The organism is Bacillota bacterium, assembly GCA_036504675.1.
Classification (GTDB): domain Bacteria; phylum Bacillota; class Sulfobacillia; order JAJYWN01; family JAJZPE01; genus DASXUT01.
Genome location: DASXUT010000074.1, coordinates 1 through 20,312 on the forward strand (window position 1 = coordinate 1; position 20,312 = coordinate 20,312).

24 protein-coding genes and 1 riboswitch are annotated in these 20,312 nt (G+C 65.6%); of the genes, 6 read left to right on the forward strand and 18 right to left on the reverse strand.

Annotated elements, in window-relative coordinates; genetic code table 11:
- A partial coding sequence (locus VGL40_05655; protein HEY3314755.1) for an integrin alpha occupies positions 1 to 1,232 on the forward strand: 1,232 nt, incomplete at its 5' end.
- Between the two features lie 21 nt (positions 1,233 to 1,253).
- On the opposite strand, the gene VGL40_05660 is transcribed toward VGL40_05655, so the two are convergent.
- From VGL40_05660 to VGL40_05695, 8 genes are all read right to left on the reverse strand, one after another.
- A complete protein-coding gene (locus tag VGL40_05660) occupies positions 1,254 to 2,069 on the reverse strand; it encodes a DUF1287 domain-containing protein (GenBank protein HEY3314756.1) in 816 nt (271 codons plus the stop codon).
- A 143-nt stretch (positions 2,070 to 2,212) separates the two neighbouring features.
- Positions 2,213 to 3,619: an NADPH-dependent glutamate synthase gene (gene gltA, locus VGL40_05665; protein HEY3314757.1), complete on the reverse strand. Its 1,407-nt coding sequence runs from the start codon at positions 3,617 to 3,619 to the stop codon at positions 2,213 to 2,215.
- Positions 3,619 to 4,455 (reverse strand): sulfide/dihydroorotate dehydrogenase-like FAD/NAD-binding protein, encoded by an 837-nt coding sequence (locus tag VGL40_05670; GenBank protein ID HEY3314758.1) that lies wholly within the window; start codon positions 4,453 to 4,455, stop codon positions 3,619 to 3,621. Before VGL40_05670 ends, gltA begins: the two co-directional genes overlap by 1 nt.
- Before the next feature lie 139 nt (positions 4,456 to 4,594).
- Entirely contained in the window at positions 4,595 to 5,656 is a 1,062-nt protein-coding gene (locus tag VGL40_05675; protein ID HEY3314759.1) for an O-sialoglycoprotein endopeptidase, read from the reverse strand.
- 43 nt (positions 5,657 to 5,699) lie between these two features.
- Positions 5,700 to 6,206: a transcription antitermination factor NusB gene (gene nusB / locus VGL40_05680; GenBank protein HEY3314760.1), complete on the reverse strand. Its 507-nt coding sequence runs from the start codon at positions 6,204 to 6,206 to the stop codon at positions 5,700 to 5,702.
- 122 nt (positions 6,207 to 6,328) lie between these two features.
- Positions 6,329 to 6,595 (reverse strand): DUF2273 domain-containing protein, encoded by a 267-nt coding sequence (locus VGL40_05685; protein ID HEY3314761.1) that lies wholly within the window; start codon positions 6,593 to 6,595, stop codon positions 6,329 to 6,331.
- Positions 6,592 to 7,134, reverse strand: a complete 543-nt coding sequence (gene amaP / locus VGL40_05690; protein HEY3314762.1) for an alkaline shock response membrane anchor protein AmaP — start codon at positions 7,132 to 7,134, stop codon at positions 6,592 to 6,594. The genes VGL40_05685 and amaP overlap by 4 nt, the downstream gene beginning before the upstream one ends.
- 76 nt (positions 7,135 to 7,210) lie before the next feature.
- Positions 7,211 to 7,612: an Asp23/Gls24 family envelope stress response protein gene (locus VGL40_05695; GenBank protein ID HEY3314763.1), complete on the reverse strand. Its 402-nt coding sequence runs from the start codon at positions 7,610 to 7,612 to the stop codon at positions 7,211 to 7,213.
- Positions 7,613 to 7,818: 206 nt separating this feature from the next.
- Positions 7,819 to 8,053: riboswitch (cyclic di-AMP (ydaO/yuaA leader) on the forward strand.
- A gap of 9 nt (positions 8,054 to 8,062) precedes the next feature.
- Between VGL40_05695 and VGL40_05700 the strand changes: the two genes are divergently transcribed.
- Positions 8,063 to 8,767: a 3D domain-containing protein gene (locus tag VGL40_05700; GenBank protein ID HEY3314764.1), complete on the forward strand. Its 705-nt coding sequence runs from the start codon at positions 8,063 to 8,065 to the stop codon at positions 8,765 to 8,767.
- A gap of 102 nt (positions 8,768 to 8,869) precedes the next feature.
- Here the strand turns inward: VGL40_05700 and VGL40_05705 are convergent, their stop codons facing one another.
- The 9 genes from VGL40_05705 to VGL40_05745 form a co-directional block, all read right to left on the reverse strand.
- On the reverse strand, positions 8,870 to 9,436 hold the full coding sequence (locus VGL40_05705; GenBank protein HEY3314765.1) for a SpoIIIAH-like family protein: 567 nt from the start codon (positions 9,434 to 9,436) through the stop codon (positions 8,870 to 8,872).
- 6 nt (positions 9,437 to 9,442) lie between these two features.
- On the reverse strand, positions 9,443 to 10,057 hold the full coding sequence (locus VGL40_05710) for a stage III sporulation protein AG (protein HEY3314766.1): 615 nt from the start codon (positions 10,055 to 10,057) through the stop codon (positions 9,443 to 9,445).
- 20 nt (positions 10,058 to 10,077) lie between these two features.
- On the reverse strand, positions 10,078 to 10,728 hold the full coding sequence (spoIIIAF, locus tag VGL40_05715; GenBank protein ID HEY3314767.1) for a stage III sporulation protein AF: 651 nt from the start codon (positions 10,726 to 10,728) through the stop codon (positions 10,078 to 10,080).
- Positions 10,729 to 10,732: 4 nt separating this feature from the next.
- Positions 10,733 to 11,914, reverse strand: coding sequence for a stage III sporulation protein AE (gene spoIIIAE, locus VGL40_05720; GenBank protein HEY3314768.1), 1,182 nt, complete (start codon positions 11,912 to 11,914; stop codon positions 10,733 to 10,735).
- Positions 11,915 to 11,937: 23 nt separating this feature from the next.
- The gene (gene spoIIIAD, locus VGL40_05725; protein HEY3314769.1) at positions 11,938 to 12,324 is read right to left on the reverse strand and encodes a stage III sporulation protein AD; all 387 of its coding nucleotides are present in this window, start codon (positions 12,322 to 12,324) and stop codon (positions 11,938 to 11,940) included.
- A gap of 18 nt (positions 12,325 to 12,342) precedes the next feature.
- Entirely contained in the window at positions 12,343 to 12,537 is a 195-nt protein-coding gene (gene spoIIIAC, locus VGL40_05730; GenBank protein HEY3314770.1) for a stage III sporulation protein AC, read from the reverse strand.
- A 35-nt stretch (positions 12,538 to 12,572) separates the two neighbouring features.
- Positions 12,573 to 13,097 (reverse strand): stage III sporulation protein SpoIIIAB, encoded by a 525-nt coding sequence (spoIIIAB, locus tag VGL40_05735; GenBank protein ID HEY3314771.1) that lies wholly within the window; start codon positions 13,095 to 13,097, stop codon positions 12,573 to 12,575.
- The gene (gene spoIIIAA, locus VGL40_05740; GenBank protein HEY3314772.1) at positions 13,085 to 14,038 is read right to left on the reverse strand and encodes a stage III sporulation protein AA; all 954 of its coding nucleotides are present in this window, start codon (positions 14,036 to 14,038) and stop codon (positions 13,085 to 13,087) included. The genes spoIIIAB and spoIIIAA overlap by 13 nt, the downstream gene beginning before the upstream one ends.
- A 173-nt stretch (positions 14,039 to 14,211) precedes the next feature.
- Positions 14,212 to 14,664: an AraC family transcriptional regulator gene (locus VGL40_05745; GenBank protein ID HEY3314773.1), complete on the reverse strand. Its 453-nt coding sequence runs from the start codon at positions 14,662 to 14,664 to the stop codon at positions 14,212 to 14,214.
- A gap of 226 nt (positions 14,665 to 14,890) precedes the next feature.
- On the opposite strand from VGL40_05745, the gene VGL40_05750 reads away from it, so the two are divergent.
- The 4 genes from VGL40_05750 to VGL40_05765 all read left to right on the forward strand — a co-directional run bounded on the left by VGL40_05750 (position 14,891) and on the right by VGL40_05765 (position 18,991).
- Positions 14,891 to 15,334 carry an ACT domain-containing protein gene (locus tag VGL40_05750; protein HEY3314774.1) on the forward strand — a complete coding sequence of 148 codons (444 nt, stop codon included), beginning with the start codon at positions 14,891 to 14,893 and terminating at the stop codon, positions 15,332 to 15,334.
- Positions 15,335 to 15,346: 12 nt separating this feature from the next.
- Complete coding sequence (locus VGL40_05755; protein ID HEY3314775.1) at positions 15,347 to 16,672, forward strand: homoserine dehydrogenase; 1,326 nt, start codon at positions 15,347 to 15,349, stop codon at positions 16,670 to 16,672.
- 78 nt (positions 16,673 to 16,750) lie between these two features.
- Entirely contained in the window at positions 16,751 to 17,989 is a 1,239-nt protein-coding gene (locus tag VGL40_05760) for an aspartate kinase (protein HEY3314776.1), read from the forward strand.
- 273 nt (positions 17,990 to 18,262) lie between these two features.
- The gene (locus VGL40_05765) at positions 18,263 to 18,991 is read left to right on the forward strand and encodes a DUF1670 domain-containing protein (GenBank protein ID HEY3314777.1); all 729 of its coding nucleotides are present in this window, start codon (positions 18,263 to 18,265) and stop codon (positions 18,989 to 18,991) included.
- A 470-nt stretch (positions 18,992 to 19,461) separates the two neighbouring features.
- Here the strand turns inward: VGL40_05765 and VGL40_05770 are convergent, their stop codons facing one another.
- Entirely contained in the window at positions 19,462 to 20,280 is an 819-nt protein-coding gene (locus VGL40_05770) for a hypothetical protein (protein ID HEY3314778.1), read from the reverse strand.
- Between the last annotated feature and the right edge of the window lie 32 nt (positions 20,281 to 20,312).

A 20,312-nucleotide genomic window follows, 5' to 3' on the forward strand; every position in this document is an offset into this window, starting at 1 on the left:
CATCGGCCGGACCGGGTGGGGTGACCGACGCCGGGAGCCTGTTCGTCGCCTTGGCGAGCGACGGCTCAGTGCTTCAGCGCGTGGACGGGACCGCCGCCGAGGAGGAACGCGCGTTCTCCCTGGCGTTGATTGGCGACGTCAACGGGGACGGCGTGCCGGATTACATCGTGGGGGCCCCGTCGGCGGCGCCGGCCGGCCGGTTCCTGGCCGGAAGCGCGTTCATCATCTCCGGTCTCGACGGCTCGATCATCCGCCGATTCGACGGCGCCAATGCTGGAGACCAGTTCGGCTGGTCGGTGGCGGCGGCCGGGGACGTAAACAGCGACGGCACGCCCGATGTCATCGTGGGCGCGCCGTCGACCGCCCCCGGGGGAAGGTCGTTCGCTGGAAGCGTCTTCGTCTTCAGTGGCCTTGATGGCTCACTGTTGTACCGATTCGACGGCCCGAGCCCTGGCGATGCCCTGGGCTTTTCCGTCCTGGGAGGAGTCGACCTCAATGGGGATGCGGTCCCCGACATCGTCGCCGGTGCCCCATCGGCCTCGCCCGGCGGCAGGACGGACGCGGGCAGCGTCCTGGTCTTTTCCGGGGCGACCGGCGGGGCGCTCTATCGGGTGGATGGCCCGGAGCAGGCCGATGAGCTTGGCTTCTCCTTGGCCGCGGTCCACGATATCGATGGGGACGGAACCTCCGATTTGGTCGTCGGGGCCCCATCGGCGTCCCCCGGTGGAAGGTCCGACGCCGGAAGCGTCTTCGTCTTCTCCGGCCGCACCGGAGCCCCGCTGCTGAGGGCCGACGCGGCGACGCCCGGCGGGGAGATGGGCGTGTCCGTCCTGGGGACCGTGGACCTCGACGCCGATGGCTTTTCCGATTTCGCCGTCGGCGCCCCCTCAGCCAGCCCCGCTGGCCGCACCTGGGCTGGAAGCGTCTTTGTCATGTCCGGGCGGACCGGCCTGGTCCTTCAGCGGTTGGATGGCGCGGCGGCCGGCGATGAGTTCGGTTGGTCCCTGGCCAACGCGTCGAATGTTGACGGCGCGGGGGCCCCAGGGGTGGTTGTCGGCGCTCCATCCACGAGTCCATCCGGTCGCCGCTCGGCGGGGACGGCCTACGTCTTCGCCCTGACCTCGCCGACCATTGCCCTTTGCTGCTACGTGCTCTTGGCCGCCCGAGTCATCGCCAAAAGGAACGTCACCCTTCTGGTCCCGGTGTTCGGGATCCCCCCGCGGGTCGGCTGACGGTTCGACGGCGGCGGCAACCTATCCCTGATCCGCATCCGCTCGGGGAAACCGGAAGTGGTACCTGATTCCCGTCGGCCAGGTGATCAGGGAATCGTCCTCAGTCCCCCAGGGCCCGGCGTTGTGGACGAGAAGCGGGACCCCATCCTTTCGACGCCGGTCGGAAACGATTCCGATGTGGTCCAAAGACCGCCCGAAGATGACGATATCCCCTCCCTGCCATTGCTTCAGGTTTTCCCTGTCCCCCGGGATGACCTCCCGCGTCAGACTGGTCGCCCGCTTGCTGAAGAACACGGCCAGGTTCTGGACGCGCCGGAAGTCGATGTTGGGGTCGGGCCGGCCACCCACCCGGGGGTAGTCGCCGGGGTGAGCCTTGATGTCCGCGTCAAGGATGGCCTTGAAATCGTAACCCGCCGCCTTGAGAGCCTTCCAGATCACGTCGGTGCAGACGCCCTCATCCTCGGGCGGGTAGCCGCCCGCATAATAGGCGTCCCGATACTGCGGCTTGGACTGGACGTATTCCCGGGCCCCGGCGACCATGTCGTCAAGATCCAGGAGCCCGTCCCCGTCCTGGTCGTGGGGGATGGCGACCTTCTCCACCTCGACCCGTGGCTCGAAGGGGTTCAGTCGGTCGATGGGCGAGGCCAGGCCGGTCAACCGGCCGATCGACGACCAACCGACGTCGGTCAGGAAGACGAAGGTCGCCGCGGCCAAGACCAACCCGGCGACGATCAGCCAGGCCGCCGGCAAGCCCTTACGGGCACGCCGACCCCGATGGGTCCTGGCCGATCGGCCGACATCTTCCCTCGGTTTGAACGGCGTCGGCACTCTCTCCATGGTCGATCGCACCTTTCTCCGAGCCTGCCGGCCGCGCTTCGCCGCGGGCCTGGACCTCAGCGCGCGGACCGATGCACGAAGGGCCGTCGCTCAACGCGGCGGCCCTTCTCGTCACGTTCGTCCAAAGCTGGCCTTTCCGTGGCTCAGGCCTTCTTCGCCCGCTCCTGGAGGTCCTCGTGGATGGCCTTGGCCGCCTTCTTGCCGGCGCCCATGGCCAGGATGACGGTGGCCGAACCGGTGACCGCATCGCCGCCGGCGTAAACGGCGTCGCGGGTCGTCTTGCCGGTCTCCTCCTCGACGATCAGGCCGCCCCATTCCTTCGTCTTCAGCCCCGGGGTGGTGCTGGAGAGGAGCGGGTTCGGGCTGGTCCCGAGGGCGACGACGACGGTGTCGCACTCCATGACGTAGTTCGAGTTGGGGATGGGCACCGGTCGCGCCCGACCGCTGGCGTCGGGCTCACCCAGTTCCATCTTCTGGACCTCCATCCCCTTGACCCAGCCGGTCTCGTCGCCGAGGAACTTGACCGGGTTGGTCAGGAAATGGAACTTGACCCCTTCCTCGATGGCGTGCTCGAACTCCTCGGCCCTGGCGGTCATCTCTTTCTCCGTCCGGCGGTAGACGACAAAGGCCTCATCGGCCCCGTGGCGCAGGGCTGAACGGACCGAGTCCATGGCCACGTTGCCGGCCCCGATGACGGCGACCTTCTTCCCCATCTTGATCGGTGTGTCGTAATCGGGGAATCTGTAGGCCTTCATCAGGTTGGTCCGGGTCAGGTACTCGTTGGCCGAGTAGATGCCATTGAGGTTCTCCCCGGGGATGCCCATGAACTTCGGCAGACCGGCCCCGGTACCGAGGAAGACGGCTTCGTAGCCCATGGCGAAGACCTCGTCGACGGTGACCGTCCGGCCGATAATGACGTCGGTGCGGACCTCGACGCCGAGCTTCTTCAGAAGGTCGACCTCCTCGGCGACGATGGCCTTGGGGAGACGGAATTCGGGGATGCCGTAGATGAGGACCCCGCCCGACGCGTGGAGGGCCTCGAAGATGGTCACGGAGTAGCCCAGCTTGGCCAGGTCTCCGGCGGCCGTCAGGCCGGCCGGGCCGGAGCCGACGATGGCCACCTTGCGGCCCTTCCCCGGAGCCCCGTCGCCGGGCTTCTGCACGTTGACGCCCCGCTTCATGGCCATGTCGGAGGCGTAGCGCTCCAGCCGGCCGATGGCTTCGGGCTGACCCTTCTTGCCCAGCAGGCAGAGCTTCTCGCACTGCTCCTCCTGCGGGCAGACGCGCCCGCAGACGGCCGGCAGGGAGTTGGTTTCCTTGATCTTGTCGTAGGCGGCCGCCCAATCACCCGTCTTGGCCGCTTTGATGAAGTCCTTGATCTGCACGCCGACGGGGCAGCCCTTCTGACAGGGCGCGTCCTTGCATTGCAGGCAGCGGGCCGCTTCGGCGATGGCGTCCTCTTCCCGATAGCCCAGGGCGACTTCATTGAAGTTGCGCTTGCGCGCCTCGGCCTCCTGGGTCGGCATCGAGGTTCTCGGCTTGATCGGCATTACTTGGCCACCTCCGCCTTGTAGCGATCAAAGGCCACCCTCTGCTCGGCCGCGTACATCTTGCCGCGCCGGACGGCCTCGTCGAAGTCGACCTTGTGGGCGTCGAAGATGGGGCCGTCGACGCAGGCGAAGCGGGTCTTCCCCTCGACCGTGCAGCGGCAGGCGCCGCACATCCCGGTCCCATCGACCATGATCGGGTCCAAGCTGACCAGGGTCTTGAGGTTATATGGCCGGGTCGCCTCGGCCACCGCCCGCATCATGACCATCGGGCCGATGGCGATGACCTGGTCGATCTTGACGCCCTGGTCGATTAGTTCCTTCTTGAGGACGTCGGTGACCAGGCCCTTGGTGCCCAAGCTGCCGTCGTCCGTGGCCACCAGGACTTCGCCGCACGACTCGGCCAGCTCGTCCCGGAGGATCAGGAGGTCCTTGGTCCTGGCGCCGACGATCCCGGTCACCTTGACCCCTCGGCTCTTGAGAGCCTTGGCGATGGGTAGGATCGGGGCGACGCCGAAGCCTCCACCGACGACGACGACGTGACCCGAATCGAGCAACGGCGCGGGCTTGCCGAGGGGGCCGGCGAAGTCCAGAAGATCCTGCCCTTCCTCGAGTCTTCCCAACATGCTGCTGGTCTTGCCGACTTCCTGGACGACGATGGTCACCGTCCCGCGACCCGGGTCAGTGGCGGCGACGGTGAGCGGGATGCGTTCGCCCTTCTCCGTCACCCTCACCACGACGAACTGACCCGGCTGCGCCTTCTTGGCCACCAGGGCGGCATCGACTTCGAAGAGCTTGGTCACTGGGGTCAGGATCCGTTTCTTGACGATCTTGAACATTCCGGTCTCTCCTGTCTGGTCGTTTGTAAAAGGGGACCAGTAGTGATTCTTGGCACTACTGCCTTCATCCTTTTCAGGACCCAACAGTTTTTATCCTATCATGATTGCCGCCGTTCGTCGGCCCCTAAAGCCTGGCATTTCACTGCGTCCTCGAGCGTCGATGCCTGGGCCAGAGGGCCGCCCCTTGCCAGGCCACGCCGACGGCGTTATCGGTGCACAGCCGGCCGTCGGGAAAATAGAGTCGGGCCCCGACGGCGCGGTGGCCCAGTCGTTCACCGAGGCGTTCACGCAGATAGGCGTTGGAAGCCACCCCGCCGACGACGAGGACGTCCTTGATCCCGGTGCTCTCGACCGCGGGCCGGATCATCTTCTCAAGGGCCTTGGCCAGCGCCCGTTGGGCCGCCCAGGCCACGTCGGCTGCCGCCGCCCCACCCCCCAGGGCCCGGTAAGCCGCCGATAGGGGCCCCGACAGGCTGAAGTAGAAGCGCCCGTCGCGCAGGCCGGCGGCCACCGGCAGGGTGACCGCGTCCGGCCGCCCCTCCTTGGCCAGCCTTTCGAGGTGCGATCCCGCCGGGAAGGGCAGTCCCATGTGCACTCCGAGGTGGTCCAGGAACTGGCCGGCGTGGAGGTCGATGGTCCCGCCGGTGAGGATGACGTCGAAAAGGGGTCGCGGGCGCCCGGACCTACCCCTCGCCCGGACGGCCTGGGCGGGTTCGAGGATCAAGAGCTCACTGGTCCCGCCGGAGAGGTGCACGGCCAGCAGACGGAGTCCGGCGCCGAGGACCGCCCCGGCTTCCGAGGTCTCCAGGCCGGCCCTGAGGTGACCCTCTTGGTGGGTCACCGGAATCAAGGGAAGGCCGAGGGCCGCGGCCAGGGTCCGGCCGAAGCCCTCGGCGACCTTGAAGACCGGCATGTACGATCCCATTTCCGGACGCGGGGCGACGCTGGCGGCCACGGCCGCCAGGCGGAAGGGCTCACGGCCTTTGGCCCGGGCCTCGCCGAGGACCTCGTCGAGGACCTCGGGCAGGGCCAGGAGGTGCCGGAAGACCGCCTCCGACTGAGCCAAGCCACGCCCCCCGGAGGGGACCGACACGGGGCGGCGGGCCTCGGCCAGCGGGGCAAGATCTCCCCCCGCCCGGACCAGGGCCACCGACGTCGTGTAGTAGCTGGTATCCAGACCGAGGATGGCCCGCTCGCTCATGGGTTCACCCCGCCCTTTCCCCGCGCCCGCCGACTCTCCCCGGCTACTCGTCGCGCTTCAAGAGCCGAGCGGCGTTGCCGAGGATGCCGTTGACGAAGCGTCCCGACTCCCCGGTCCCGAATTTCTTGGCCAGTTCGACCGCCTCATTGATGGAGACCGAGACCGGGATGTCAGGCCGGTGAGCCATCTCGTAAAGGGCCAGACGCAAGACATTTCGGTCGATGTTGGCCATCCGCTCGATCCGCCATTCCCGGGCGTGGTCGACGATGATCTGATCGATCTCCGGTAGGTGGTCCAGGGCGCCGCGGACGAGTTCGCCGGCAAAGGCCACGTCCTCGGGGGTCAGGTCGGCGCTGACGCCCAGCCCGCCGGTGTGGCCGGTGTGGCCGCCACGGCCGGTGTGGCCGGTCCGGGCAGCCTCTTCTTCCCCATCACCCATCAGTCGCTGGAGCTCAGCCGTATAGTCGAGGGCCCGAGCCGGATCGGCCCGACCGACGTCGACCTGAAACAGGACCTTAAGGGCCAATTCTCGGGTGGCCCTCCGGCTCATAGAACGATGCCTCCTCGCAAAATCCCCGGCTGCGCTAGGCCGCCGGGGCGGTGTCGCTCGTCGATAGTTTGCTCAAAGCCGGGCTTCAGCCGCCGTCGCCGAAGGTGCCCTCCCGGGTGTCCCTAGCGTTCGCGGCCTCCGGGCGGCAGGAGCCGGTCGAGGATGTCGATCAGGCCTTCCTTGTCCTCATCCATCTTGCGGCCGATCTGATAGCCGACGAAGACACAGATGGCGATAAAGATGGTCCACAGAAAGCCGAGCTTATAGATGGACAAGCTGATGGCCAGGCCAATCAGCGAGCCCACGGTTTTCCCGCGGTGGTTCTCGAAGAGCTCCTTGAAGAGCCGTTCCCAGACTGACCCTTCCTGCTTCTGGCCCTCTTGGCTCATTCCACTCGACCCTTCCGGACCTCATTGGTGATGTTCTCCACGAAGAGCCGGACCTCGTTGGCTTCCACCCCGACGACGTTCTTGACGTAACTCCGGGCGGATTTTTGGATCTGCTCCGAGACCTCGGGAATGTTGGATTCAGGGCTGACCCAGACCCTCAGCCTGACTCCGACCCCGCCCTGCAGGGCATAGACCCAGGCCTTGACATCCCTGACTCCCTTGACTTGCCGAGTGACCTTCTTGACCAGGTTCTCGACGGCCCTGAGAGAGACCCGGACCTCGCCCAGGGAGGTCTCGTGGACGACGGTCTCCAGCGGGTTCTGGCGGGAGAAGCCGTAGTAGATGAAACGCACGGCGACGACGAAGAACAGGGCGGCCAGGACGCCGATGGTCCAACGGCCGTTGGGATCGGCCAAGGCCTTCTGGGTGACTTTCAGCGGCTCGGCCCAGCCGCCCGCGGACATCGCCACGAAGATTAGCGACAAGAAAGCCATCCCGAAGGTGAAGACAGTCAGGATGATCCGATCGAAGATCCCCATTTAACAAAAGCTCCCTCCCAAAGGCTTGTCCTGCCGGAGCCCCAAAAAGGCCGCGGACAGCGGCTCCGCCCGCGGATCAGCGCACCCTTTCGGTGGTCTCCTTCTCGTTATGGAAGGCTACCCCGTGGATGTGGACGTTGCACTCGACGACGTCAAGACCGGTCATACTCTCGACGGCCTTCTTGACATTCTCTTGCACCCTTTGGGCGACGTCCGGGATCCGCACGCCGTATTCGATGACGATGTAGAGGTCGACGGCGGCTTCCTTCTCCCCGACCTCGACCCGCACACCCTTGGAGAGGTTCCGCTTGCCGAGCATCTCGGTGATCCCGCCGACGATCCCACCGCTCATCCCGGCCACGCCTTCAACCTCCGTAGCCGCAATGCCCGCAATGATTCCGACGACGTCGTCGGCGATTCGGATGTTGGATCCGTCGTCACCGCCGTCGAATCGATTGATGGCTTCCGGCCGGTCCAAGCGTGCCACCTCCTAGCTCGTTCTCCCACTATGCTTATACCGAACCTGCCAGAATATAACTTTCGCCGGCGGCCGGTGGCCCAGGTCTGCCTGATTAGGGTGTTGGCTTGGGAAGACGCAAGGCTGATTGCTTTATCTTCTCCCTGGCGGTTTGAATTCCTGCAGAGGCAGTTCCTGCCGTTGACAGTAGTTCGCTATTTATGTTAACTTGTTCACAGCCTAATCCGCGCCGCATTGGAAAGCGCGGACCGGGGGAACCAGAACCGTCCATCAGAGGCGGTAGGGGTGAACCGCTGCCGCCGACCCGGCCTGCCCAAGAGGGGCCAGGCTCGTTCGGGCCTGCCCGTCATTGGGACAAGCCCCTTGGTCGGCGCCGGCGCGGGCTGTTATTCCCCAGTCCGAACCCGTCAACTAACCTCGGCGGCAAGCAAAAGGAAAGGGGTCGAGAAGATGAAAGACCGCAAGACGTTTGTCATCTTGGGCTGTCTCCTGGTGCTGGCATTGCTTGTGGCCAGCCCGCTCAAGACGCAGGCGGCCGGCCTGTCCCGCCTTCTCCAGCGGGGCGACTCGGGCAGCGACGTCCGACAGGTCCAGGTCGACCTCCAAAACCTCGGCTGCGACCTAGCCGCCGACGGCATCTTCGGCCGAATCACCCAGACCCGGGTCAGGACGTTCCAGGACGGTCACGGGCTGGTCGTGGATGGCATCGTCGGCCCCCAGACGGATCGCGCCATTGACGTGGCCCTGGGTCGCAGCGGCAGGGCGGCCAACGCCCCGAGCGGAGTGTCCCGTGGCGGGGGCGTCGTCCAGACCCCCGGCGGGTCAAGAACCTACCGAGGCGTCCTTAACGTCAAGGCCACAGCCTATGACGCAACTTGGGAATCGAACGGCCGCTGGGGCCCGGTCGCGGCCTGGAAGGGCCTCGCCCTCCGCCCCGGCATGATCGCCGTCGATCCGCGGATCATTCCCCTCGGTTCCAAGGTCTTCGTGACCGGGTACAGAAACCCGAACCTCCCTTCCGGCGGTTTCGTCGGGATCGCCACCGATACCGGCGGAGCCATCAAGGGCAACCGGATCGACATCTACATGGAGGCGAGCAAGAAGGAGGTTCTGGACTTCGGGATCCAGAACATCAAGGTCTACATCCTGAACTAGTCTGGCCGCCCATAGGCATGAGCAAGCCGGCAGCGTCGACAGCTGCCGGCCTTTTTTTGTCCGGCCCGGCCTCATCGCCCCCCGGCCGGACCCAAGCCGCGCTCACTTTGTCTTCGGGACGATGTTGACGTTCTCCGCCTTGACCCCCCCGACCTTGGCCACGAGGTCGGCGATGCGGGCCACCTCGACCTGGGTCAACTCCTTGACCTTGACGATGACCACCGCCGCGTTGTCGCGGAGCACGACCACCGCGTCGTCAAAGCCCTTCGAGCGGATGAGCCCCTCGAGCTCGACCTCGCGGCCCATCTCGTCGGTCATCTTCAGCCAACGTTGGCCGGCCTGCTGCCGGGTCGCCTCGTCGGCCTTGGGGTTATTCATCAGTTCGCGCAGTTGATCGATCTGCTGGCTGCGGACGCGATCGCGGTCCAACCGATAGTCGATGAAGAAATCCTGATTGGCCGCGTTTGCACCGCTGCCGCCCGTCCCGGCGGCTCCCAACCCGAGCCCACCCGCTGATAGGCCGCCCTCCCCGGCCGAGACCTTGAGGTCGTTGCCTGGCGTGGCTTTGCCCTTCAGGCTGTTCCACTTGATGGCCACGTACCCGGCACAGACGAGGATGACCACGAGGAAGGCTGTGAACCTCAGAAGGGCTCGACGGTCAAAGATCATCCCGGATCACCCCCCGGTCGATTTGGGAACCACCTGGATGCGAAAAGCGGGCAGACCCAAGTAGGTCTGAACGGCTTCGATGAGACTGGCCCTCACCCGGGAGTCGGCCGCCCCCGGGGCGACGACGACGACACCGCGGACCGCCGGCCGGTCGATGGCCTCGACGACGGGCTTCTCCGGCCCCGTCCCCTGACGGGTCAGGACCAGTTGAAGGCTGCGCACGATCTCGGTGATGATCCGCGACCCGCCGCCCTTGTCCTTCTCCTCGGTCTTCCGTTCGGTGGTGTCCTCGTTTTGGGCGTAGCGGTATTCCGGACCGCTCTCCAGGGTGACGATGACGGTCACCCGTCCGGCCCCCTGGATCTGGGAGAGGACCCGCTCCATCTCGACGGCCAAAGCCTTCTCGGACTCCGCATAGCCGCGCGGGTCGTTGTCGCCCACCGCCACACTGACCGTGGGCGGGGCATCCGCGGCGGTCGGTTCGGTCTTCGCTTTGGGTCGCCCAAAGATCCCTCCGGCGACGATCAGGGCCAGCCCCAGAAGGAGCAGAAGGAGCAGCCGGGCCGAGACCTTGATCTGACCCGGTTTGAGCCCGAGGAGTCTTCCGATGGCGTCTAACAAAGTCGCACCCCCTTAAGCCCTCATTGACCGGCGGTCACCCGGACCGCCTCGGGCGCCAGCCCGTAGTAACCGGCCAGGGTCCTGGCCAGGGTCGAGCAGAGGACGGCGTCGGCCGGCGGGACCTCGCCGGTCGCGGCGTCGGTCGCGGCGGCTGCGGCGTCCGGCCCGCCGAAGTCGATCTGGACCGGGTCGACCGGCACGACGACGGTCGACTCGGATGGCGCGGCGGGCCTGGCGGCGACCACCCGGATTGACCTGACCGCCCCGAAAGTCGATGACTTTGGATCGGCGTCGAGGTCGACGGAGACCGAGCGGGCCTCGGCCCCGGTCATCGACGCGATCGCGGTGACCTGGCGCTCCAGGGCCAGGCGGTACTGGTCCAGGGCCGCCCGATCGTGACCGGCCTGCAGCTCTCGGCCCTTGGCCAGGACGGCCGCGGTGTCGGGCGAGTTGGCCGCCGCCGCCTCCAGAAAGGCCGTGTCCACTGCGACCTGCTGGTGAAAGAACCCGATCAGCGGCTGAATGATCGCCAGGAGGATGAAGAACCCGACCACCAGCCGGGCAAAGCGCTGCAGGTCGCCCTGCGGCAGGACCATCTCGAGGAAGCCGGCGGCGATGATCACCACGGCGATGTTCCTGACCCAGAGCTTCACGCCTTCGAGAATCTCCACCAGATCACCTCATCATCACGGCGGCGTTGCCGGCCAGGAGGATCATGGTCGTGCCGATGAAGAACATCAGGGCGACCGTGGCGACGCTGACGAACACGAGGTTCAACGCGTTGCCGATGCCGTTGAGACAATCGACGACGCGGCCCGCCCCCACCGGTTGGACGATGACCGCCGCGAGGCGATAGACGACGATCACCGCGGCCACCTTGACCAACGGAAAGACCGTCATCACCAGGACGGCCGTCGCCCCCATCAGGCCGACCGCGTTCTTCAGGGCCAGGGAACCGCCGATGACCAGCTCGGCGGCGTCGCCAAACATCTTGCCAATGACCGGGATGAAGCTGGAGGCCATGAACTTGGCCGTCCGCAAGGTCACGCCGTCGGCCACCGAGCCGGCCGCCCCCTCGATGACGACGACCCCGAGGAACAGGCTGAAGAGGGCGCCGAGGACGGCCAGGGAGGCCTGACGCAGGAAATTGGACAGGTTCGAGATCTTGAAGCTGTCCGAGAGGGAACCGACGATCTCGATCACCGCGGCGAAAAAGAGCAGTGGGAAGATGACGTCGCGGACGAGGAAGCCGATGAGGTTGATGGCGGCGATCATCGCCGGGTGGAAGAGCCCGGCGGTGGTCACCGCCCCCGTGCCGGCCAGGAGGGTGATGAGGACGGGCAGAAGGGCCCACATGAAGCTGGTCAGGTCGTCGATGACCCCCTTGGCCGCGGTCACCGCGACCCCGAAACCGCCCATCGCCAGGACCACCATGACCAGGTAGACCACGAAGTAGGCGAGTTTGCCCACGCTCTCCCGCTCGAAGGCGCTCTGGAGGTTCTGGAGCAGGGCCGCCAGGACGGCCAGGATGACCAGCCGCCCGAGGAGGCGCGAGTTGGCCAGGACCTCGCGGAAGAGGTAGTTGACGATGCCCCGCCCAAGTTTGGCGAAGCCGTAACCGGCCGACTGGCCGCGGAAGAAGCCGATGAAGTCATCGAGCTTGAGGGGCGGGGCGTTCTCGCCGAGCTGGCGGTTGAGTTCGTCGAGCATCTGCTGGACCCCGGCCATGTCCACGGCGTTCAGGTCGTCCTCCTGGGAGCGCTCGATGGCGGGCTCCCGGGCCGGCGGCGATGGGGCGGCCGGGTCGACGGGCGCGGCGGCGGCGACGGGTCCGGCCGCCCACGCCAGGAGGCCCAAGATGATGGCCGCCCCCAGGACCGTTAGGGCAGCAACTGCAAGATGACCTCGAGGATGGCGACGATGATCGGCACGGCGAGCACCATGATCAGGACCTTGCCGGCCAGTTCGACCTTGCCGGCCACGGCCGACTCCTGGGCGTCCCGGCAGACCTGGGCCCCGAACTCGGCGATGTAGGCAATGCCGATGATCTTCAGGACCGTGTCGAAGTAGAGAAAGTTCAAGTTGGCCCGCGAGGCCAAGTCGCGCAGGGTGGCAAAGACCAGCCCGAGCCGGTCGATGAGGAGCAAGAAGATGGTGATGGCCACGACGACGGTCAGCGGCAGGGCGACCTCGCTGCGAAACTGCCGCACCACGGCGATGACCATGGCCCCGACGATGGCGATGGCCACGATCTGAAAGATCTCCAAAGGGCTCAACTCCCGCGCTCATAGCTGGAACATGGTCCTGACCGAGTTGAAGAAGTCGGCGACCAGCTGGATGACCATGAGGAAGATGATGATCACCCCGACGAGACCGACCGCGAATCCCGCTTCCTTCCTGCCGGCCTGATCGAGGACGTGATAGAGGACGGCGGCGATGATCCCGATCCCGGCGATCTTGAAGATGACGTCGATGTTCACCGAGGACACCCTTCCCTTCGTGGGATGAAGCGGCTCTAGAGCAAGATGATTACCACCATCACCCCGCCCAGGAACCCGAGGTTCTTGTACAGCCTGGCCAGGCGCCCGGCCTCCCCGATGGCCTCGCCCTCGGCCCGGCGCAGGCGTTCCCGGGCCAAGCAGATGTGCTTGATCTGGTCCTCCCGGTCGGAGGCCCCCAGGGAGGCCCCGAAGTCCAGGAGGATGTCCCGGTCGGCCGCCTTGAGGGACGTCGCCGTCCAGACCTTCTGGACGGCCGACGACCAGACTTCGGCGGCCGGTCGCCCTTCCCCGCTGGTCAGGCAGCGCCGGGCCTCGGCCACGATTCCCCGGGCCGGCTGGCCCGACCGGGACGCGATCGACCCGAAGGCTTCGGCCAGCGGCGTGGCCGCGTAGGCGATCTCCGTTTCCAAGAGGCCCAGGGCCGAGATGAGCTCGGCCAGTTCCCGGGGTCTTCGCTCGTAGTTGGCGGCGGCCAGGAAGCCGAGGGCCGTCGCGGCGGCGATGACGATCAGCCCGCCGGCCAGCTTCAAAGCGAACATGGGTGCCCCTCCCCATCGAGGATGGCGATGACCGTCCCCGGGAGGGGGCGCCGTCCGAGGAAGACATAGTGGCCAAAGGCTCCGCTTTCGATGATCTCGCGGACGGCCGGGCGCCGCCGCAGCTCGTCGAGGGATGAGCCATGGGCCGAGCAAAGCACGGTGACCCCGGCGTTGACGGCCTCGCGGATGGACTCGGCGTCCTCCGGCCGCCCGACCTCGTCGGCCACCAGGACCTCGGGCCCGAGGGCGCGCAGAGCCATCATCATGCCGGCCGCCTTGGGGCAAGCGTCGAGGACGTCGGTCCGAGGCCCGACGTCCTTCTGGGGCACACCCTCGAAGCATCCGGCGATCTCGGAACGTTCATCGACGATGACCACCTTGAGACCGGGGCGTCCCGGCCCGCCGAGGCTCATCGAGCGGGCCAGGTCGCGGAGGACGGTGGTCTTGCCGGCCCGCGGCGGCGAAACCACCAGGGCGCTGCAGGGCCGTTCGCGCCCGGGCGGCCAGATGACCTCGAGGACCCGGGCCCCCGCCCCGGGGAACTCCCGGGACACCCGGATGACCAGACCGCCCAGGTGTTTGAGGGTGCGCACGCGGCCGTCCTCGACCACCGCCCGCCCGGCCAGCCCAACCCGGTGGCCGCCGGAAAGCGTGATGTACCCATTCCTGAGTTCCTCCTCGAGGGCGTACAGAGAACTGCCGGTGATCAGTTCGACGGTGGACCGGAAGTCGGCGGCCGAGACCACCACGTTCGAGAGGAAGACCTCCCCGGCCGTGCCGACCAGGTGCAGGGGCCGGCCCACACGGAGCCGGATCTCCTCGAGGCCGGCCAGGAACGATGAGTCGACCCCGGACAGGGCCACGCGCAGTCCATCGGCCAGCAGCGGCAGGACTTGGCGGGTCAGGGCGAGGTCGCTGGAAGTCACCGAACAAACGGCCATGCGCCCCACCCCCTGTCCACCTGGGTCTGTCCCGAAGATATGCTCTGCGTGAGAGGTTTATGACGAAAACTGGAAGGCCCGCCATTTGGCGGGCCCCCGGTCGTCATCGCGATCAGTTCTTAGTTTGGTCGCCCAGGTTCGGCCGGAACCGGCCGAGCCGCAGCCCCCGGCCCCTACTCCCGGGGTTCGATCTGGGACCACTCTTCCTCCGTGTCATCGTCGATCAGTTCGTCTTCCCCGGAGCGTATCTCGAGCTGGCCCTCGTCGTTGGAGTAGACCACCTCGCCACAGTTGGGGCAGGTGATCTCGACGTCCATGTCGTCGTTGGTCAGGGACTTCTCGAAGAGGACGGTCTCCCCGCAGCGGGGGCACCGGGCCTCGACGAAGTCGTCCTCGGCCGCGTTGAAGTAGTAGTCGTCCTCCAGGTTGGATAGGTCCTCATCGACGACCTCCAGATACTCGCCGAAGCGCTCCTGCTCCTCCTTGAGGTCCTCGATCTCCTCGACGACGGCTTCGAGGACACTGAGGACGCCCGCGAGGACCTTGCCCTCGGTGCTGTCTTGGGTGACTTTCAGCCCCTCGGCCAACCCTTCGAGATAGGAAACACGCTCTCTGAGATCCTCCATGAGGCCCGACCTCCTTACCGCGCTAGCAGCAAAGCTAGTATCCCAGCGCCCAAAGCAAAATAATCGTCCCGGCGGTCGACCCTCCGGCCGCGTTGGAACCATCTGGTTCGTGCCAAAACCGCCACAGGCTGACTCTTTTGCCACCAACCCATTGCCTTTTCCTCTGCTAGATATTATAATGTCTGTCATGCACGGACAAATGTCCACCTGGCATGGAGGAGCACCCGTGGGCCTGGACACCGACTACTACGTCATCAAGACGGCCGTTCTGCCGGAGATCCTCCGCAAGACGATCATGGCCAAAGAGCTGCTCCAGCAGCAGAAGGTGGCCACGGTCAACGACGCGGTCCAGAAGGTCGGGATGAGCCGCAGCGTCTTCTACAAGTACAGGGACCACATCTTCCCCTTCTATGAGTTCAACCGGGGCCGCATCGTCACCCTCGGGCTGACCCTGGAAGACCGCCCCGGCGTCCTTTCCTCCCTCCTCGACCGGATCGCCCGGGCCGGCGGGAACATCCTGACCATCAATCAGAACATCCCCATCCACGGCACGGCCAACCTGACCCTTTCCGTCCGCACCGCCAACCTGCGCGGCGGTCCCGAGGGGTTGTTCCGGGGGCTCGAAAAGTCGGACGGAGTTCAGAAGGTGGAGATCCTCGCACAGGAATAGGGGTGAATGATCATGGCTCTCATCGGACTACTGGGCCTCGGCACCGTCGGGACCGGGGTCGTCGAAGTCCTCACCAATAACCGCGAAGACATCACCCGCCGGGCCGGCGAACCCATCACCATCGGGCCGATCCTGGTCCGGGAGACGGGCAAGGCCCGGGCGATCGCCCCCGAGCTGGTCCACCTGACCACCGACCCGGCCGAGGTCGTCACCGCCCCGGACGTCGACATCGTCGTTGAGGCCATGGGCGGCACCATCCCGGCCCTGACCTACATCCAGACCGCACTGGCCCACGGGAAGCACGTCGTCACGGCCAACAAGGAGGTCGTCTCCGAGCACGGCCAGGAGCTCTTCGAGGCGGCCGCGGCCAACCGCTGCCATCTTCTCTTCGAGGCCAGCGTGGGCGGGGGCATCCCGTTGATCACCCCCCTCAAGCGGTGCCTGGCCGCCAATGAGATCGATGAAGTGAGCGCCATCATCAACGGGACGACCAACTACATCCTGACCGAGATGGCCGTCCGCAAGAAGGACTTCAATGAGGTCCTCCGCGAGGCCCAGGCCCTGGGCTACGCCGAGACCGACCCCTCGGCCGACGTCGACGGCCTGGATGCCGCAAGGAAGCTGGCCATCATGGCTTCGATCGTCTTCAACACCCGGATCACCCCGGGCGTCATCCGGACCGAGGGCATCCGCCGGGTCTCGCGACGCGATACGGAGGTCGCCGACGAGCTGGGCTGCGTCATCAAGCTCGTGGCCACGGCCAGACAAGAAGAGGCCCGCATCTTCGCCGCGGTCTCCCCCACCCTGCTCCCCAGGCGTAATCCGCTGGCCTTCATCGACGGGGTCCAGAATGCCGTGCTGGTCAGGGGGCGCCCGGTCGGCCAGGTCATGTTCGCCGGGCCGGGGGCCGGCCGGGGGGCGACGGCCAGCGCCGTGGTGGGCGACATCATGGAGATCGTCCGTTCGCGGACCCGCCCGACGGAAACCCAGTGTACCTGCTTCAGCCACAAGGCGGTGGCCCCGGCGGAGGAATCGGTGTCCCGGTTCTACCTCCGGCTCGAGGCCCCTCTGTCCCTCGGGCCGTTGAACCGGCTGTCGAAGGTTTTCTCCGCCGCCGGGGTGGCCCTGGAAGCCCTGACCGACCGGCCCATCCCCTCCGGCCGCTCGGAGGTGGTCATCGTGACCAGGCCGGCCCGGGAGATGGACGTCCGGGCGGCGGCCACCGAGTGCGCCCTGAGCGAACGGAGCATCGTCGTCGAGAGCCTCCTGAGGATGGCCGGCGACGCCGGAGAGCGGGCCAACCAGCCATTCTTCCGGTCGGCGGCGGCGACCCGCTAGTTCTGCCGCCCCTTAGCTTCCACTGCGCACCCCTTCAGCACCATCAATCCGGCACAGCAAGGTGAGGACCAGCCCAAGATGAGCATTCTCGTGCAGAAATACGGTGGAACCTCGGTCGCCGACGAAGAACGGATCCGCCACGTCGCCCGCCGGGTGGTCAAGGGCAAGGCCGCGGGCCATCAGATGGTGGTCGTCGTCTCGGCCCAGGGGGACACCACCGACCACCTCCTCGACCTGGCCCACAAGATCAACCCCGCGCCCTCCGACCGCGAACTGGACATGCTCCTAGCCGTCGGCGAGCAGATCTCCATCTCCCTTCTGGCGATGGCCATCGAGTCCCTCGTCCACCCGGTCATCTCCCTCACCGGGGCGCAGGTCGGCATCTACACCGACGAGGCCCACAAGAAGGCCCGGATCATCAGGGTCAACTCCAAGCGGATCGCCAGGGAGCTGTCGGCCGGGAAGATCGTCATTGTCGCCGGTTTCCAGGGCATCAATCAGAAGAACGACATCACCACCCTCGGCCGCGGTGGCTCGGACACGACCGCCGTCGCCCTGGCCGCCGCCCTCGGCGCCGAACGGTGCGAGATCTATACCGACGTGGACGGGGTCTACACGGCCGACCCGCGGGTCGTCAAGGATGCCTTCAAGCTGGACCAGATCTCCCACGAGGAGATGCTCGAACTGGCCAGCCTGGGCGCCCAGGTGCTCCACCCACGCTCGGTGGAACTGGCCAAGCAGTATGGGGTCAAACTCGCGGTCCTGTCGAGCTTCAGCGAAGCCGAGGGAACCATCGTCAAGGGGGCCGAGGAGATGGAAGACGTCCTTCAAGTCAGTGGGGTCACCAGCGACCAGAAGATCGCCCGGGTCGCCATCCTGGAGGTGCCCGACCGCCCCGGTGTGGCCTTCCGGATCATGGGCGACCTGGCCGCCGGGAACATCGTCGTCGACATGATCATCCAGAGCGTCAGCCGCGACCACATCAACGACATGTCCTTCACCCTCGGCGAGGATGACCTCGACCGGGCCATGGTCATCCTCCAGAAGACCATCGCCGACCTGGGGGCCAAGGACGTCGTTTACGACCGAAACGTGGCCAAGGTGTCCATCGTCGGGATCGGGATGAAGGAGAAGGCCGGCGTGGCCTCGGCGATGTTCCAGGCCCTGTCCGAACGGGGGATCAACATCCAGATGATCAGCTCGTCGGAGATCAAGATCTCCTGCCTGATCGACCGGGAGCGGGCCGACGAGGCCGTCCGGGCGATCCACGCGAAGTTCTTCACCAGCGGGATGGAAATCGCCGCCCAGGCGGGGTAGAGGGCGGTCTTCCCCGCCCCGGCCGATCGTCTACACCGGCGGTCCACACCCATCCCCATCAAATCGGGTAGGAGGCGGGTTCGCCCCGCCGTCCTCCCACACCACCACCATCAACCCGGATGACCCGAATCGAGTCCAGAAGTGAGTAGGGGAACATCGACTTGGAAACCGCCCCCTGGTAGAATGAACTTGCCAGCTCAGTTGGGGGGGCGGTTCTTCATGGGTCGGGCCTAGTTCTTCCGGCAGAAGCTTGTCAGCCATGTGGACTCCGTCATGGTCAAGACTGTGTATTCGTGGTTACTGCAGCAGACACGAGAGCGCTTTGGGGTGGCGGCTGACGAGGCAGGGCAAGTGGCTCAAAAGGGGTACCTTCTGCTCACGCGAACATTGGTCAAGCGTTCCGAAGAGCAGGTTGTGTTCATGGCTATCGCTGGGCGGGAGATTCACCGGAAGCGCCCGGCCCAGGATCTCCCCCGCCGGGAGGTGGTGCTCACGCCCTGGGGCCACGACGACCTGGAGGTGCACCGAGAGTTCGGCCTCAAGGCTCTCCAGAACGCCCGTCTGGCTCGGCTCATCGAAGAGGCTTACTGCCAAGACGCCTCCCTCTCCACCAGAATGCCCTGTCTCTTGACCAACATCACTCCCAAGTCCATCCGGGAACGGCTCATCCCTCTGTGGGGGGCAGATATCCGTCTTCCAGTGGCGGGCACGGCCAAGAAATATCGCCGGGGGCAGGTATTTCGTTCCACCGCGGCACTCGCTCAGTTCCTGGCCGGTGAACAGCCCAGCGCCATCCGCCAGCGTCTGTGGGTAAGCCTCACGACTTGGCAGCAGTATCAGGTGGATTTTCTGCACGTGGCCCAGCTTACGGGAGAAGGGTTGGAGGCCACCAGCATTGCCCAACACCTAACCTTGGACCCGACGTTGGACGCTGTCAGGCACACACTATGGCCTCTGCTGACTCCTGCCGATTCAACCCGCCCTCTCCGCCCGGTTTGTTGAGTCACTCGACCCCCGGCAGGCCTCCCCGGATAAGGACGTTCCCTTTCCTCCCACGCCCGCCGTGTTTACCCCCGCGCCCGTTGGCAGTATCGGGCTTCGCCTTGTGTGGCAGGCTCGCCCGAGCGCGATTGGCCTGACGCGGTTCATGTTCTTCGGGCCGGAATTTTGCCTCCGGCTTCCTCCAGATTCCGCCTCACGGCGGATACCCTTGCCTTCGGCTAGCGGTTGGCACTGCCAGCCTCCGCCGAGGACTTTCACCTCCATGAGAACGCCCATGCCGGGCGTACCACGAAAAGGGCCGGCTTCAACAGCAGCCGGCCCTTTTCTCGGCAACTGCATGCTCGTAGGCCTAGGGCACCTTGAGTACATCGGCACTCCATAGGACAGGATGTGGGTTCTACTAGCTCTAGTTTCGTGACTACTATTACTAGTAGACATGGGATGTTGCCGGTTGGAGTGTAATCTTCAAGCTACTTGATGACTTCTTCCGTTCCGACGATGTCCCCGTCCAGAACCTTCCATAGCCGGAGGTGAAGCTTGCCGTTCTTATACTCGGCCCTACTCGCCGAGGACGGAAGCTTTATCTCCCGGGTGGTTCCAACAGGGAGGGGCTGAATCTGATGGACCCAGACAGTGTCCCTCAGGGAAATAGCTAAGGCTTCTGAGCCATCCGACCATACTATGGTGCCTATTGCATTGGCTATTTCCTGGTTCACTGCTCCGTCAAACGACCTTGCTACAATCCCCCTGGGAGGGGGGTCAACGTATACGCTGGGCGCAGACAGATACGCGATCAGGTCGCCGTTGGGAGAGACCTGGGGGTTCAGAGCTTGGTCAAGGAAGACCTCAACTCGGTTGTCACTGGCAGACCACCGCATAATCGCGGGTACCTCAGCCTGATCAACATCGAAGTACAGTTCGTCGTTGTGCCTCCAAGAAAGCCCGTCCATGGGAGTTCCGGTTGAGATAGAACTGTACTGGTATAGATCCGTAAATGATTGGCTTGTGACGTCATAGACCAGGATGTTGACGGTGATGGAGCTCGAACTCTCTCTCGCACCGCGGACGGCGATCTTCGTCCTATCAGGACTTATGCTGTAGGCCAACACCTTGGTCAACGGCAAATCCAGATCCGTACTCGCTCCCGTTTGGAGATCGATAGTGTGGAGCTTAGGATACTCAGCAGGTTTCATCAGCGGGACGACTGCGACGCTGTCAGATAGCCACTTGACTGGGTTCCGATAGACTTCAGAGCTGCTTGCGTCGAAGAGCGTAGCCAAGTCGGTCATAACCGTTGCACCTTTACCTTGACGGTACCCGA